The sequence below is a fragment of the Pseudofrankia sp. DC12 genome (assembly GCF_000966285.1).
Taxonomy (GTDB): Bacteria; Actinomycetota; Actinomycetes; order Frankiales; family Frankiaceae; genus Pseudofrankia.
Window position 1 is genome coordinate 2,686,919 of the sequence record NZ_KQ031391.1, and the last position, 15,010, is coordinate 2,701,928.

A 15,010-nucleotide genomic window follows, 5' to 3' on the forward strand; every position below is an offset into this window, starting at 1 on the left:
GCCGCCCGGCCTGGCGATTCGGCCGGGCCGACCCCGAACGCACCGACCGGCGCCAGCCACGACGTTCAGCGGGCCTCTGCCGGCCCGATATGGCCCCTCACCGCGGTGGCGGCGCCGTTCCGAGTGCCGAGCGCTACTGCTGTCTTTCCACGGATCGAGTCGCGTGCCAGCGGTGCAGTAGGCCCTCGGGGATGTCCTCGGTGGTGAGCGCGTAGCCAACGTGGTCGCGGTACTGGCCGTCGATGGCGAGGTAACGGCGATGCATGCCTTCCTCGCGGAACCCGAGCTTCTCCAGCACGCGGCGGCTGGCGCTGTTCTCGGGCCGCACGTTCGCCTCCAGGCGATGCAGGCCCACCGGCCCGAAACAGTGGTCGACGACGAGCGCGAGCGCGGTCGGGGTGATGCCCCGGCCCGCGTGTCCCTGGTCGACCCAGTAGCCGACATGGCCGCTGTTGAAGGCGCCGCGCACGATGGTCGACACCGTGATCTGCCCGACCAGCGCGCCACCGTAGGTCGTCGCGAACGGCAGCGCCGTGCCGGTACGCGCAGCCCGGCGCAGCCCGCGCAGCATCTGGCTGTACACGCCGAGGGTCTGGCGCTGCGCCCAGCCGATCCGGATCCCGGTCATCCCCGGCGGAGTCGCCTCCCAGGGCGCGAGCCAGTCCCCGTTGCGCCGTCGCACCTCCACCCACACCGGTCCGTCGCGCACCCGCAGCGGGCGGACCGCGACCGGCCCGTCGGCCAGCCGCGCGGGCCAGCCGGGCGGGCTCACGGGCCTGGGTCTTTCCCGTTGTCGGCCGGGCGCAGGCCCGCGACGCCCGCGGCGACACCGCTCTCGGAAGGCGCCGGTTCCTGGCCGTGGCCGGTTCGGGGCCGGCCACCAGCAGGTGAGGCGCCGGCCGCGGGCGGATGGTCGCCGCCGCGCAGTTGGTCCAGGGCATGGCCGACGACCGCGCCGAGCACGCCGAGGCCGTCGCGCACCCCGCCTGTCGAGCCGGGCAGGTTGACCACCAGCGCCCGGCCGGCGACGCCGGCACGGCCGCGGGAGAGCATCGCCGTGGGCACCTTGTCCCGGCCCGCGGCACGCAGCGCCTCGGCGAGGCCGGGCACGTCCCGCTCGACGACCTCGGCGGTCGCCTCCGGCGTGACGTCTCGGGGGGCGAGACCGGTGCCTCCAGTGGTGACGACGAGATCCGCGCCGGCGGACAGCGCCGCCCGCAGCGCGGCGACGATCCGGTCCCGCTCGTCGGGCACCACGACCGGGCCGTCAACGACGAAACCGAGCTCGGCGAGCCCGGCCACGAGCAGCGGCCCCGAGCGGTCCGCGTACGTGCCGGCGGACGCCCGGTCGGAGACGGTCACGACGCTGGCCCGCGCACCCGTCGGCACCTGTGCCGGCCCGGTCACCCAGTCTCCTCCCGTGAGTCGCCCGGCCGCCCGCTGGCCGGCGCGGCGCCATTCTCCCCGCCTGCCGGGGCTGCCTCACCGCGGCGCCAGTCTCCGCTACGGCCGCCGGACTTGGCCAGCAGCCGGACCCGGGTGAGCTCGGCCGCCGGATCCACCGCCTTCACCATGTCGTGCAGCGTCAGGCCGGCGACCGCGACCGCGGTCAGCGCCTCCATCTCGACGCCGGTGCGCCCAGTGGTCCGCACCGTCGCGACGATGTCCACCGCGTCGTCGGCCACGGTCAGCTCGACGGTCACCCCGGAGATCGGCAGCGGGTGGCACAGCGGCACCAGGTCGGACGTCCGCTTGGCGCCCATGATCCCGGCGATCCGCGCGGTGCCCAGCGCGTCGCCCTTGGGCATCCCCTCGCCGCGCAGCAGGTCGACCACCGTCGGGCTGACCAGCAGCCGGCCGCCGGCGGTGGCCACCCGCTGGGTGACGTCCTTGGCCGACACGTCGACCATCCGGGCGGCGCCGGTCTCGTCGACATGGGTCAGCCGCGCCGGGGCCTCCATCTAGACGTTCGCCTCCAGCGCGGGCACGGCGGACGCGACGGTCGCGGGGGCGGCATCGACCGCCAGGCCGGCGAGGATGCCGTCGGCCGGTTCGGCCGTGAGCAGGATGGCGGTCAGCTGGTCACCCGGCTCGACGACCGTCACGGCCTCGGGGACGACGAGCAGCGCGTTCGCGCTGGCCGCGGCCGACAGGTGGTGGGAGCCCTGCCCACCGGCCGAGTGGGCGACGAGCCCGCCGTCGGTGTCGCGGTCCACCCGCACCCGCAGGAACGAGCGCTTCGCCGGCGGCGAGGTGAGCCGTTCGGCCACGGTGACGACCTGCGACGGCCGGCCCGGCCCGGTGAAGCCACGCATCTTCCGCAGCGCCGGCCGGACGAACAGCTCGAACGACACCAGCGCGCTCACCGGGTTGCCCGGCAGGGTGAAGACCGCGACGCCGTCGATGACGCCGAAGCCCTGCGGCTGGCCGGGCTGCATCGCGACCCGCTCGAACCGGACCTCGCCGGTCGCCGTCAGGACCTCCTTGACCACGTCGTGCGCGCCGACGCTCACGCCGCCGGTCGTGACCACCGCGTCCACCTCGGGCAGGACCGCCCGCAGCGCGGCCTCGAACTGGGCCGGGTCGTCGGGCACTCCGGTCAGCCGCCGTACCTCGCAGCCGGCCTCGCGAGCGGCCGCGGAGACCGCGTGGCTGTTCGAGTCGACGATCTGGCCAGGCCCGACGACCTTGCCGACCTCGACCAGCTCGCTGCCGGTCGACAGCACGGCGACGCGGGGCCGCGGGCGCACCGGCGGCCGGGCCACGTTGATCGCGGCAAGCAGACCTATCTGCGCGGACCCGAGTACGACGCCCGCCGGGAGCACCAGGCTGCCGGGAGTGACGTCCTCGCCGGCCCGGCGGATGTGCAGGCCGCGGCGGGCCGGCTGGTGGACCGCGACCGTCTCCGTGCCGCCGTCGGTCCATTCCACCTGGATGATGGCGTCCGCGCCGGGCGGGACGGGGGCACCGGTCATGATCCGCGCAGCGGTACCCGGCGCGACCGGGGCCGGGCCGGCCGCGCCGGCCGCGATCTCACCGGTTACCGGAAGCCGGACGGGCGTCTGCGCGCTGGCCTGCTCGACATCCGCGGCGCGCACCGCGTAACCATCCATCGCCGAGTTGTCGAAACCGGGAAGCGCGATTGTCGCGCGAACATCGGTGGCCAGGGCGCAACCATGCGCGGCCGCCAGTGGAAGGCGCCGTGCGGGCAGCACCGCGACCGATTCCAGAATGTCCGAAATATGCTCGTCGACCGTTTTCATCGGCGCTTGCCCCGCTCCCTGAAGAACCACGGAACCTCGTGGCTGGCCTGGGCGACCGGCCGCTCTCGCCGCGTCCGCCACGAACCACGACCGCGGCAGACCGCCCGGTGCGCTGGCGGTCCGAACGGTCACGCGTCACAGACTGTCGCTTGTCCCAGACATCGGAGCGTTCCGGCCGGCACCGCCACCGTCAAGGGATACCGACAGCCCGTTGTGTGTCAGAAGAGCAGGTCAAGGCTTCGGCAGGCACCCACTCTGCGGCGTCACCAGCGGGGTGCTGGTCGATCGTTGGTCCGGTGCTGATCAGTTGTCCGCTTTCGGGCCGCCGTTGGTGACGTATTCCTCGAGCCACGGGTAGATCTCCGGGCCCAGGTCAGCCCGCTCACAGGCCAGCCGGATGACGGCCTTCAGGTAGTCGACCCGGTCGCCGGTGTCGTAGCGACGGCCAGTGAACACGACGCCGTGTACGGGCTCGCCGTCCTCGTCAGCCGCCCGTGCCATCTCGCACAGCGCGTCGGTCAGCTGAATCTCGCCGCCGCGGCCCGGCTGCGTCCGGCGCAGCACCTCGAAGACGCGGGGAGCGAGCACGTAGCGGCCGATGACGGCCAGATTGCTCGGTGCCTCGTCGGCCGGCGGCTTCTCCACCAGGTCGCGGATGCGCACGGTCTCGTAGCGTTCGCCGGCACCGACCGGGTCCGGGTCGACGGTGGCGACGCCGTAGAGCGAGACGACCTCTTCCGGCACTTCCATCAGCGCGATCACGCTGCCGCCGAACCGCTCGCGCACAGCGAGCATCTCCTCCAGGAGCGGGTCGCGCTCGTCGATCAGGTCGTCGCCGAGCAGCACCGCGAACGGCTCGTCACCCACATGCTGGGCGCCGCACAGCACGGCGTGCCCGAGACCACGCGGCGCGCCCTGCCGGACCGAGTGCACCTCGGCAAGCTCCGCGGACCCGCGGACCCGCGCCAGCCGGGCCCCGTCGCCCTTGCGCTCCAGCGCCAGCTCCAGCTCGGCGTCCCGGTCGAAGTGGTCCTCCACGGCCTTCTTGGACCGGCTCGTGACGAGCAGGACGTCGCGCAGCCCGGCGCGGGCTGCCTCCTCGACCACGTATTCGATGGCCGGGCGATCGACGACGGGCAGCATCTCCTTCGGCACGGCCTTCGTCGCCGGAAGGAACCGGGTCCCGAGGCCCGCAGCCGGAATAACCGCCTTCGTCACTGGCATAGCCGAAACCTTAGTCGGCCCAACCGTCGGCGGCACAGCCAAGGGCGCACAGATCGGTCAACACCACACCCGGCTCAGCGTGGTCGTCCGGCAACGCACCTGGCGCCGAGCGCGGCGACCCGTCTGATCGCCCGGAGAGACCGTTCGTCCACGGCCGACATACCGTTGTTGACAGCTGGTCATCCCGTGGGCGTGGTCGCCGGTGACCCTCGCGGGCGGAGTTCTCCCACCGGCAATCGACTTCGGGCAGTCTTGACGGGTGCGGGAGCAGGGCGCGGACGAGCCCCCGGTCGAGGATGAGGCGATTGCCCAGGCGAAGGCCGAGCTGCGCCGCAGGCTGGCCGCCTGCCGCAAGGGCACCGGGCCACGCCCCGGGCCGGGTGCGGGCGTCGGCCTGACCGGCTCCTGGCCGTCGGCTGGGGCCGGGCGGGGCCCGTCGATCCTTCCCGTGCCCCAGACGGGCCCCCGGACGGGACCTCAGACGGGTTCGTCAGAGGCCGAGGACGGCGCCCAGATCGCCCGCCGGGTGCTGTCGCTCCCGGAGGTCGTGGCGGCCGGCCAGGTCGCCGCGTTCGTGAGCCTGCCCGGCGAGCCCAGCACGCTGCCCCTGCTGGGGGCGCTGCGCGCCCGCGGAATCCGGGTGCTGCTGCCGGTGGTGCGCGGCGACCTGGACCTCGATTTCCGGGAGTACACCGGCACCCTCGTGCCGGGCGCGCTGCGCACCCGGGAGCCACCGCCCGCGGGCGCGACGGTCGACCTGGCCGCCGCGGACGTCGTCCTGGTCCCCGCGGTGGCCGTGGACCCGCGGGGACACCGGCTGGGCCGTGGCGCCGGCTCCTACGACCGCGCGTTGCGCCGGGTCCGCGCCACCGCGACGTTGGTCGCCGTCGTCGACGAGCACGCGATCGTCGAGGCGGTGCCCGTCGCCGCGCACGACCGGTCCGTCGCCGCGATCGTGACGCCGACCAGGCTGCTGCGCTGCCGGTAGGGCGAACACCCCCCAGGCAGGGCCGCCCGCCGTCGGGACGCGGCTCCGTCGGGCCTCCCAGGCAGGCGGGCGCCGGAGTGAGGGTGGCATGGGCGGTGCATCCCGGGCGGTGCATCCTGGGAGGAGAACGCGGCTCGGCCGCCGGTCCGGCAGCCCCGGACCTCCCTGGTCACGGCTCGGTGTGACGGTTCGGATACAGGTTCGTCGGCCTGAGCCGGAACGCGACGAGGGGCCGAGCGGTTAGAGTTGGCAGTCGCTAGCTACGAGTGCCAGATCGACAAGGCCCGGACCTGGCCAAAGGACCAAGGCCCGGACCTGGCCAAAGGACCAAGGCCCGGACCTGGCCAAAGGACCAAGGCCCGGACCTGGGCCGACAGACCAGGGCCCGTACCTGGCCGGATGGACACAGCGAGGGAGACCGTGCCGACTTACCAGTACCGCTGCACCGCCTGTGGCAACGACCTCGAGGCCGTGCAGAGCTTCAGCGATGCCGCGCTGACCGAGTGCCCCGCCTGCGGAGGTCGGTTGCGCAAGGTGTTCAGCTCGGTTGGCCTCGTGTTCAAGGGCAGCGGGTTTTACAAGACCGACAGCCGTTCCGGCTCGTCGGCCACCGCGCCGGCGCAGCGAAAGGACGGCACGGCCGACACCGGCGGCAAGGACGCGCCGAAGACTGACGCCCCCAGCGCGCCGTCGACCGCCAGCCCGGCGCCGGCCGCGGCCCCTGCCGCCAGCAGCTCGACCAGCGCGACGTCCTCCGCCAGCGCGGCCTGACCGACCGCTGTACCAGCAGTTCGCTGGCCAGGGGCGGAGCATGAACGCCGCCGCGCCCCTGTCCGCGACCGCGCCGCGGCGGGCTCTGGCCTCGGCCGTCGGCCCACCGCGGCGGGCCGGTAGCGGGCTAATTCGCCCAGGCGCGACAGCCAGCCCGCTTTGCACTGATTCGAGGCAGAGTTCCGCCGCGGAGCCGCTAAAGCGGTAGTCAGGCTTCCGTTAACCGGCCAACCAAAAGGTGTCGGACGCCAAGCAAAGAAGGTGTCCGACACGGCAGCGGAAGGTCGATGCCCCGGCTTCCCGGGTGCGGCCGATGGTCGCTTGGAGCGCGCCGGGCCGGGCTTTGTCGCCGCGACGATGCGAAGCCCCGGAGGGAGCGGCCGAGCGCAGGAAGTGCGCGCTACGGCTTACGTCGCCGGTAGTGCTCGACGATCCAGACATCGACCTCGCGCTTGCGCCATACCCGGGTTCCCTTCGCACCGCTGCCCGCGGGGGCGTTGATGACCTGCACCGGCTCCGGAAACCGCGGATCCCTACGGGTCCAGTAGTCAACCGCCTGGCGCGTGATCTTCAGTTGGAACGCGATGTCCCCGATGCCGACCAACTGCTCACCGTCGTCCACGGCGGACATCGTAGCCACTTTGCTCTGGCGCCAGATAGGCGCTAGGTGATGTTTTGCGGTATAGCAATTCAACCGGACGTAATCCAGCGCCAACCGCCGCCACGGACCGCCCGGACGATGAGCAGGATCGGACTATGACGAGCGACAACCAGGCGGGTAACGACTCCCCCGTCGTTGATGCCGCGGCCGGCCCGGGCCGTGACGAGGCCGCGGACCCGCGCACCGGAATCCAGCCGCCGGCTCCCGGGGCGGCCGCCGGAATCCGGCCACCGTCCCGGCGGCTCGGCCTCGACTGGGACGACGAGCCGGTGCACGGAATCGACCCCGAGGACTCCCGCTCCGGCCAGGCCGACAACCTCGCCCGGCTGCTCGACGACGTCCCCCCGCACCACGTCGACCACTGACCCGGCGCGCTGGCTGCCGGCCACGCCCGGGCGGACGGCAGGAGCCGCCGGCGGACCGGCCCCAGCCGCCCGTGAACGAGCCCGGGCCGGCCCCGTGGCGTCAGCCAAGCGTGGCGGCGACCTCGGCGAGCAGTTCGGCGAACCGGGCCGGAGCCTCCAGGTGGGCGGCGTGGCCACAGCCCGCCAGGACCCTGACCTCGAGCCCGAGGTCCCGGTGCAGCGCCGCCGCCGCGCGGTGCCGAACCTCCGGTGAGTGCTCGCCAACCGTGACGACGACCGGGCCGGGAGTGGGCCTGGGGACGGCGGGCTCGAAGCGCAGGAACATCGACAGGTCCCGCGCGACGGCGTCGGGATCGGCCGGCGCGTCCGTGGGCCGCCAGCTGGGACCGTAGAGCGCGCTCCCGAAGGCGGCGACGCCGCCGCTCGCGTACGCCGCGGCCATCGGGGCGAGCAGCCCTGGCAGCAGCGAGCCGACGGCCGGCTCGTGCAGGACGGCGGCGGCGAGTGGCACACCGGTGGCGAGCGCGGCGAGGCCCAGCGTCGCGCCGCCGCTCACCCCGCCGAAGACGACCGCCCGCGGCCCGTCAGCCGCCGACGTGACCGTCGCGCCGGCGGCCAACCGAACTGGCGGTGGCGCACCCGCGGGAAGCGCCGCCGGGGCCGCCGGGACCCCCGCGGCGGCCAGGGCGACGGCGTCCCGCAGCGCGGCCAGCTCGCGGTCCAGATCGCCGCTGGACGGCCGGTCGGGCGCAAACGAGGGCCTGTCCCCCAGCGCGCCGCGCACACCGGCCCAGATCGCGCCCGTGGTCGCCGCTCCGTGGAGGAGCAGGAACGACGGGGTGGGCGCCGCTCTGGCCGTGATCGTCCCCACAGTCACACCTCTCGTCCTGACCATCCGTCATGCGGCCCGCCTGCCCGCCACCGAGGACGCCGCGCGCCGGGCGTCCCACGGGCGCGGTCTGGCCGGGCGCCGGGCCCTCGACATCATCGGGCCGCCGGCCCGGGCTGCTTCCCGGGCAGGCTGGGTCGACCCAGGAACGTAACAATCGGCTGGTTGATCCGAAACACGGGAATCTTTACCGTCACCTGCATGTACACGAGCCTGTATACAGGCTCGTATTCGGGGGGATGGGTGTTGCGCAGTGTCCGAAGTTCCCCGTCCGCCGCCCCGGCGGCGGGCCGGTGCTCGCCGAGCGGCAGGCCGTCAGCAGGCCGGCTCGACTCGGCGTGCGACGTACGGTCGGCTCGGTGCGCCGCAGGCCTCGATCGGGCACGCGGCGACGACAGGGCCGTCGTCGATGGCGGATGCTCGGCGTCATGACCCCGACGCAGCCGCCGACGGCCCGACCGTCAAGTGCGCAACCGACCGCGGGGCGGCCGTCGAGTGCGCAGGCACCCGCCGAGCGGTTCTCGGCCCGGCCACCCTCGGCCCGCGGCGCCACGACCGGCAACCTGCGGGAACACGCCTACGTCGGGCTGCGGCAGCGGCTGATGGCGGGCGAGTTCTCGTTCCGCGACCGGCTGACCGAGGAGCGGCTCGCCGCGCTGCTCGGGGTCTCCCGAACACCGGTGCGGGAGGCGCTCACCCGGCTGGCCGGTGACGGCCTGGTCGAGAAGCGGCCGGACGGCGGTTACTACCCGGCCGAGCCGGATCTCGACGGACTGCGCGACCTCTATGAGATTCGGGTCGTCCTCGAGCTGCACAGCCTGGAACGGGCGCTGGAATCCGGCGTCCCGCACGACGCCGCCCTGCTGGAACAGCTCCGCGAGAACTGGGAGGCGCTGCGCGTCGCGCCGCCCGACCCTGACCCTTCCTTTGTCGCGCTCGACGAAGGATTCCACCTCACTCTCTGCAGGGCGTCTGGCAACGTCGAGCTGGCCAACATGCTCGACGCCATCAACGCCAGGATCCGGCCCGTTCGGATGCACGACTTCCTGACCGAAGACCGCATCCACATGACCATTGAGCAGCATCTCGACATCGTCGAGACGGTGCTCGGCGGCGACCTGCCCGAGGCGGTGCGCAAGCTGCGCAACCACGTCGGCGAGTCGATGGAGGTCGTGGAGAAGCGGGCCGCTCGCGCAATCACCCAGATGGCGCTCCGCCGAGGCCGCTCGCCGCGCTGAAGCCGTGACACCGCCACCCCGCTCGTCGCCGCTGTCGGCTGCCCGGACGCAGGAATCCCGGTAGCCGGCCGACCGGCCGCGCGCGGCGGCCGCACGGCAATCCGGTCCGGCCTCGCCCGACGCGCTTCTGGGCCACGCACAGGCGCCAGAAGAAGGGCCGCGATGTCAGCCACGTTCGGGCGTTGGCCCGAAACAACCAACCGGCGGCGTGCCACCGGGAAACCGTCCCACCCGCCTGCCGGAGACCAGCCGCGCAGCCGTGCCGACGGCCGGACCGCCGCCCTCACCGGGAGCCGGCCGTGTCCGCGGTAACCGCGACGGCGCCTGACGGCCAGACAGCCACGGCCGAGCCGCTGCTGCGCGTCACCGGCTTCACCAAGCGGTTCGGCGAGGTGCTCGCCAACTCCGACGTGAGCTTCGACGTGCGGCCCGGCGAGGTGCACGCCCTCATCGGCGAGAACGGCGCCGGCAAGTCGACGCTGCTCAAGCTCATCTACGGCATGTACAGGCCGGACTCAGGGGAGCTGCGGGTCGCCGGCGAGCAGGTCGCCGTGGGCTCGCCGACACAGGCCCGCGCGCTCGGCATCGGCATGGTCTTCCAGGACCTGCGGCTGGTGCCGGCGTTCACGGTCACCGAGAACTACGCGCTGGCGCTGGCGACGTCCGGGGTCACGATCCGCCAGGCCGAGCTGCGCAGGCGGATCGCCGAGGCGAGCGAGTCCTACGGGCTGGCGGTCGACCCGACCGCCCTCGTGCGGCACCTGTCCATCGGCGAGCGGCAACGCACCGAGATCCTCAAGGTGCTGATGTCGGGGGCCCGGATCGTCATCCTCGACGAGCCGACCAGCGTGCTGGCGCCGACCGAGGTCGAGGCGTTGTTCGCGATGGTGAACGGGCTGCGCGCACAGGGCCTGGGCATCGTGATCGTCACGCACAAGCTCGCTGAGGTCCGCGCGATCGCCGACCGGGTGACCGTGCTGCGCGGCGGGCGGGTCGTGCTCGCCGGCGTCGACCCGAAGCCGATGAGCGACGGCGAGCTGGTCGAGGCGATGGTCGGCCAGACGGTCGCCGCGCTGCCGGCCGAGCGCCCGACCGTCACCTCGGAGGCACCCCCCGCGCTGGAGCTGACCGGGGTCAGCGCGCTCGGCGACCGAGGCGTCACCGCGCTGCAGGACGTCACCCTCACCGTCAACCCGGGCGAGATCGTCGGAGTGGCCGGGGTGGCCGGCAGCGGGCAGCGCGAGCTGTGCGAGGTCGCCGTCGGCGCCCGGCCGGTCACGGCCGGAACCGTCCGGGTCAACGGCCGCGAGCTCGGCCGCGGCGGGCCGACCGCGGGGATCGCGGCCGGTGCCGTCGACGTGCCGGAGGACCCGGTCAACGACGCGGTCGTTCCCACCCTCACGGTGCTGGAGCACATGGCGCTCACCAACCTGCGGGCGTTCCTGCGCCGCATCGGCCTGGACTGGCGCCGGGTCGGGCGGCACACGACCGACATCAACGAGAAGGTCCAGCTGCGGATGGCCCCGGCGCACCGCCGGGTCGCCGACCTGTCCGGCGGCAACATCCAGCGGGTGATGCTCTCGCGGGCACTGGGTCGTGAGGCTCCGCTGGTCGTCGCCGCCTACCCGAGCCGGGGCCTGGACATCGCGACGACCCGGCGCACCCAGGAGCTGCTGCTGGCCAGACGGGCCGAGGGGGCCGGCCTGCTGGTGGTCTCCGAGGACCTCGACGAGCTGATGGCGGTCGCGGACCGGATAGCCGTGTTCTGCGCCGGCCGGCTGACCGGCATCGTGCCTGCCGCGACCACCAGCCGCCAGGAGCTCGGCACGCTGATGACCGCGACCGGGCCGGCGACCGGCCAGCCCGCCGAGACCACCGACAGCACGCACGCCGCCGCCCTGAGCGGCACTCAGACGGACGCTCAGACGGGGGGCGAGCAGTCTTGACCGACACCACGATTCCGGCGCAGTTCAGCCCGGACGAAGCAGCGATGACCGCGACAGCCACACCCGTGACACCGGCCGGTGTCCCGCTGGGTGCCGCCGCGCCGGCACCCGAGAGCCGGCTCGCCGGCGTCGGGCGCGCGACGGCCCGCTGGGCGCTCGCGCTCGCCGGCGCCATCGCCATCTTCACTGTGCTCCTGCTGGCCAAGGGCGCGAACCCGGCCAGCGTGTACTCGAACGTCTGGACGTCGACCTTCACCAACTCGCAGTCGATCGAGCAGATCTTCATCAAGGCGGCGCCGCTGCTGCTCGGGGCGCTGGCCGTCGTCGTGCCGGCGCGGGCCGGGCTGGTCAACGTCGGCGGCGAGGGCCAGATCGTGATCGGCGCGGTCGCCGCCGGCGGGATCGGCATCTCCCTCGGGGACAAGCTCAGTGGCGGCCTGGCGATGCTCCTGATGGCCGTCGCCGCGATGCTGGCGGGCGCCGCCTGGGCCGGCCTCGCGGCCGTGCTGCGCCTCACGGTGGGGATCAACGAGGCTGTCAGCACGCTGCTGCTGAACTACATCGCGCTCGACGTGCTGCTCTATCTGATCTACTCGCCGTGGAAGGACCCGCACGGCACCGGGCAGCCGACCACCGCGGAGCTGGCCGACACCGCGAAGCTGCCCTACCTCGGCACCACCTCGGTGCACATCGGGATCGTCTTCGCGCTGATCGCTACCGTCGTCGTCTGGGCGCTGCTGCGCTTCACCACCTGGGGCTTCCGGCTGCGGGTAATCGGCGGCAACCCGGAGGCGGCCCGCCGCGCCGGGCTCCCGGTGGCGATGCTGCTGCTCTCGGCGATGCTCGTCGGCGGGGCGCTGGCCGGCCTCGGCGGGATGGTCCACTACGCCGGCGTCGAGTACAAGCTGCGCACCGGCATCACCACCAACTTCGGCTACATCGCGTTCCTCGCGAGCTGGCTCGCGCGGCACAACCCGGTGAGCGTCGTCGTGGCCGCCCTGGCGCTCGCGGCGATCACGGTCGCCGGTGACAGCCTCCAGCTCGACTCGGGGCTGCCGGCCGCGACGGTCAACATCCTCATGGGCCTGGTGCTCATCGCCGTTCTCGGCTGGACGGCGCGTGCGGCCCGCCCCTGGCCAAAGAAGATCAAGAACGGGACGGCGCGATGAGCAACCTGGCGGTGGACGTCCTGTCCGGCGCGGTCGGCGGCGGGACCGCGATCATGTACGCCGGGCTCGGCGAGACGATCTCGGAGCGGGCCGGCGTCATCAATCTCGGCACCGAGGGCAGCATGCTCGGTGGCGCCCTGGCCGCCTACGCGGCGACAGCGACGTCGGGAAGCGCGTGGGTCGGCGTCCTCGCCGGCATCGGCGCCGGCGCGGCGCTGTCCGCGGTGCACGCGATCCTGGTCATCGCGCGCAAGGCCAACCAGTTCGCCTCGGGCCTGACGGTGATGTTCTTCGCGCTCGGCCTGACCTCCCTGTTCGGCGCCGCCTACGTGGGCCGGCAGATCCACGCGCTCAATCCGTGGAAGGTGCCGGGCCTGGCGTCGATCCCGTGGCTCGGGCCGATCCTGTTCGACCACGACCCGCTGACGTACCTGTCGTACTTCGTGGCGCCGGCCGTGTGGTGGGTGCTCTACCGCAGCCGGGTCGGCCTGCTGGTCCGCACGGCGGGCGAGCACTCCGAGGTGCTGCTGGTGCACGGCTACTCGACCAGCGCGGTCCGGTACGTCTCGGTGATCGTCGGCGGCGGGCTGTGCGGGCTCGGCGGGGCGCAGCTGTCGATCGCCTACTCGAACGCCTGGTTCGAGAACATGACCGTCGGCCGGGGGTTCATCGCGGTGGCGCTGGTCATCTTCGCCACCTGGAACCCGCTGCGGGTGATGGCCGGCTCGTACCTGTTCGGCGCGGCGCTGGCGCTCTCGCCAGCGCTGCAGGCCCGCGGCTACGGGATCAACCAGTTCGCGCTGGACGCGATCCCGTTCGTCGTCACGATCCTCGTCCTGGCCATCCTCGGTAAGCGCACGCTGCTGGCCGCTCCGGACGAGCTGCGCCGCGTCTTCGAGACCAGGACGACCTAGACCCCGCTCTCCATCTCCCCCACCGATCAGCCACGGGCTGACCCGGTTCTCGCCGCCTGCCCCGGAGCCGCCCGGGGCAGGCACCTCCACCGCCCGTCTGTGCCTGCCTGACCCTGGCACCCACCTTTGCTTTCCAGCAAACAGCCGAGGCTCTCGGCTCCCCAATTCCCTGCCTGCCATGGGAAAGGAACCCGTTCGCATGAGATTCCGACCGCGTCTCAAGTTCGCTCCGCCGCCGCACTCGTCGCACCCCCACGCGGCGCAGCCGCGCCGCGCGGGGACCCCCACGCGGCGTCGTCCTCGTTCCTCGGACGAGACCTCCGCTCGCCTGCGCCTGCGCTCAGGACGCGCGACCGTCGCGTGCACCGCGCTGGCCGCCGCGCTCACACTCGCGGCCGCCGGCTGCAGCAGCGCGGCGTCCCACGACTCCACCACCAGCGGGGCGTCCGGCTCGTCTGCGCCCGGCAAGGGCAGCAAGGCCGTCGGCTTCATCTTCGTCGGCCCGAAGGACGACTACGGCTACAACCAGGCCGCCTACGAGGGCAGCCAGGAGGTCAAGAAGGCGTTCCCGGACCTCCAGGTGATCACCGCCGAGAACGTCCCCGAGGACGACAACGCGGCTCGGGTCATGGACTCCATGATCCAGAAGGGGGCGAAGATCATCTTTGCCACCAGCTACGGGCACCTGGACGCGGCCCTGAAGGTCGCGGCCGAGCACCCGGACGTCGTCGTCGTCCAGCAGGGCAACGTGATCGCCAACGGCAAGGTCACGGCGAACGTCGGCACGTACTTCGGCACCGTGTACGAGCCCGTCTTCCTGGCCGGTATCGCCGCCGGCAAGGCCACCAAGACGAACAAGCTCGGCTACGTCTACGCGTTCCCGATCCCGCAGACCATCGCGAACATCGACGCCTTCGAGCTGGGCGCCAGGTCGGTCAACCCGAACGCGAAGACCTACACCGTCAACACCTCGAACTGGTGTGACCCGGCCAAGCAGGCGCAGGCCGCGCAGAGCCTGCTCTCGCAGGGCGTCGACGTCATCACCCAGCACCAGGACTGCACCGCGACCGTCATCAAGGCCACCGAGGCCGCGGGCGCCTACACCGTCGGCTACCACGCGGACGCCTCGTCGCTCGCGCCGAAGGGCTGGCTCACCGGTTCGCAGTGGGCCTGGGGACCGCTCTACACCGACATCGTGAAGACGGCGGAGGCCGGCACGTTCACCGGTAGCAAGTACAACGCGAACTACCGGGTCGGCTACAAGAACGGCGCGAACCCGTTCGTCCAGTCGCCGTTCGGCCCGTCCGTCACCCAGGAGACCAAGGACGCCATCGCGGCGGCCAAGACCAGCATCTCGGCGGCGGACGGCTCGCCCTTCAAGGGCCCGATCACCGACCAGGACGGAAAAGTCCGCATTCCCGCCGGAACGGTGCCCGACTACGCGACCCTGGACACCATCGACTACTTCGTCGACGGCGTCGTCGGCCAGCTGCCCAAGTCCTGATCCCGCCACCGGGTCCAGCCCTACCGCTGTCCTGATCCGCTACCCGCGCTGACCCGCCGCTGGCCCGCGCCGTCGCCG

At 73.0% G+C, this 15,010-nt stretch carries 15 protein-coding genes; 8 read left to right on the plus strand and 7 right to left on the minus strand.

All coding sequences use genetic code 11. The features are described 5' to 3' along the window. Positions 1 to 133: 133 nt before the first annotated feature. The 5 genes from FRADC12_RS10670 to FRADC12_RS10690 all read right to left on the minus strand — a co-directional run bounded on the left by FRADC12_RS10670 (position 134) and on the right by FRADC12_RS10690 (position 4,487). Entirely contained in the window at positions 134 to 772 is a 639-nt protein-coding gene (locus tag FRADC12_RS10670; RefSeq protein ID WP_045876534.1) for a GNAT family N-acetyltransferase, read from the minus strand. Beyond that, a complete protein-coding gene (locus FRADC12_RS10675; RefSeq protein ID WP_045876535.1) occupies positions 769 to 1,407 on the minus strand; it encodes a MogA/MoaB family molybdenum cofactor biosynthesis protein in 639 nt (212 codons plus the stop codon). Before FRADC12_RS10675 ends, FRADC12_RS10670 begins: the two co-directional genes overlap by 4 nt. Further along, complete coding sequence (moaC, locus tag FRADC12_RS10680) at positions 1,404 to 1,961, minus strand: cyclic pyranopterin monophosphate synthase MoaC (RefSeq protein WP_045876536.1); 558 nt, start codon at positions 1,959 to 1,961, stop codon at positions 1,404 to 1,406. Before moaC ends, FRADC12_RS10675 begins: the two co-directional genes overlap by 4 nt. Beyond that, a complete protein-coding gene (gene glp / locus FRADC12_RS10685; protein ID WP_045876537.1) occupies positions 1,962 to 3,263 on the minus strand; it encodes a molybdotransferase-like divisome protein Glp in 1,302 nt (433 codons plus the stop codon). 303 nt (positions 3,264 to 3,566) lie between these two features. Next, complete coding sequence (locus FRADC12_RS10690; RefSeq protein ID WP_045876538.1) at positions 3,567 to 4,487, minus strand: UTP--glucose-1-phosphate uridylyltransferase; 921 nt, start codon at positions 4,485 to 4,487, stop codon at positions 3,567 to 3,569. 259 nt (positions 4,488 to 4,746) lie between these two features. On the opposite strand from FRADC12_RS10690, the gene FRADC12_RS10695 reads away from it, so the two are divergent. Continuing rightward, positions 4,747 to 5,475, plus strand: coding sequence for a 5-formyltetrahydrofolate cyclo-ligase (locus FRADC12_RS10695; protein WP_045876539.1), 729 nt, complete (start codon positions 4,747 to 4,749; stop codon positions 5,473 to 5,475). Between the two features lie 420 nt (positions 5,476 to 5,895). Next, positions 5,896 to 6,246, plus strand: coding sequence for an FmdB family zinc ribbon protein (locus FRADC12_RS10700; RefSeq protein ID WP_045879399.1), 351 nt, complete (start codon positions 5,896 to 5,898; stop codon positions 6,244 to 6,246). Between the two features lie 400 nt (positions 6,247 to 6,646). Here the strand turns inward: FRADC12_RS10700 and FRADC12_RS10705 are convergent, their stop codons facing one another. Continuing rightward, positions 6,647 to 6,877 carry a hypothetical protein gene (locus FRADC12_RS10705; RefSeq protein WP_198152857.1) on the minus strand — a complete coding sequence of 77 codons (231 nt, stop codon included), beginning with the start codon at positions 6,875 to 6,877 and terminating at the stop codon, positions 6,647 to 6,649. A 125-nt stretch (positions 6,878 to 7,002) separates the two neighbouring features. On the opposite strand from FRADC12_RS10705, the gene FRADC12_RS10710 reads away from it, so the two are divergent. Continuing rightward, on the plus strand, positions 7,003 to 7,272 hold the full coding sequence (locus FRADC12_RS10710; protein WP_045876541.1) for a hypothetical protein: 270 nt from the start codon (positions 7,003 to 7,005) through the stop codon (positions 7,270 to 7,272). A 100-nt stretch (positions 7,273 to 7,372) separates the two neighbouring features. Here the strand turns inward: FRADC12_RS10710 and FRADC12_RS10715 are convergent, their stop codons facing one another. Next, complete coding sequence (locus tag FRADC12_RS10715; RefSeq protein WP_232303720.1) at positions 7,373 to 8,149, minus strand: alpha/beta fold hydrolase; 777 nt, start codon at positions 8,147 to 8,149, stop codon at positions 7,373 to 7,375. A 440-nt stretch (positions 8,150 to 8,589) separates the two neighbouring features. Between FRADC12_RS10715 and FRADC12_RS10725 the strand changes: the two genes are divergently transcribed. The 5 genes from FRADC12_RS10725 to FRADC12_RS10745 all read left to right on the plus strand — a co-directional run bounded on the left by FRADC12_RS10725 (position 8,590) and on the right by FRADC12_RS10745 (position 14,932). After that, complete coding sequence (locus tag FRADC12_RS10725) at positions 8,590 to 9,399, plus strand: GntR family transcriptional regulator (RefSeq protein ID WP_255355186.1); 810 nt, start codon at positions 8,590 to 8,592, stop codon at positions 9,397 to 9,399. 299 nt (positions 9,400 to 9,698) lie between these two features. Beyond that, a complete protein-coding gene (locus FRADC12_RS10730; protein ID WP_045876544.1) occupies positions 9,699 to 11,345 on the plus strand; it encodes an ABC transporter ATP-binding protein in 1,647 nt (548 codons plus the stop codon). 44 nt (positions 11,346 to 11,389) lie between these two features. Next, complete coding sequence (locus FRADC12_RS10735) at positions 11,390 to 12,514, plus strand: ABC transporter permease (RefSeq protein WP_232303721.1); 1,125 nt, start codon at positions 11,390 to 11,392, stop codon at positions 12,512 to 12,514. After that, positions 12,511 to 13,428, plus strand: a complete 918-nt coding sequence (locus FRADC12_RS10740; RefSeq protein ID WP_013421736.1) for an ABC transporter permease — start codon at positions 12,511 to 12,513, stop codon at positions 13,426 to 13,428. Before FRADC12_RS10735 ends, FRADC12_RS10740 begins: the two co-directional genes overlap by 4 nt. Positions 13,429 to 13,627: 199 nt before the next feature. Further along, on the plus strand, positions 13,628 to 14,932 hold the full coding sequence (locus FRADC12_RS10745) for a BMP family ABC transporter substrate-binding protein (protein WP_232303722.1): 1,305 nt from the start codon (positions 13,628 to 13,630) through the stop codon (positions 14,930 to 14,932). The last annotated feature ends 78 nt before the right edge of the window (positions 14,933 to 15,010 follow it).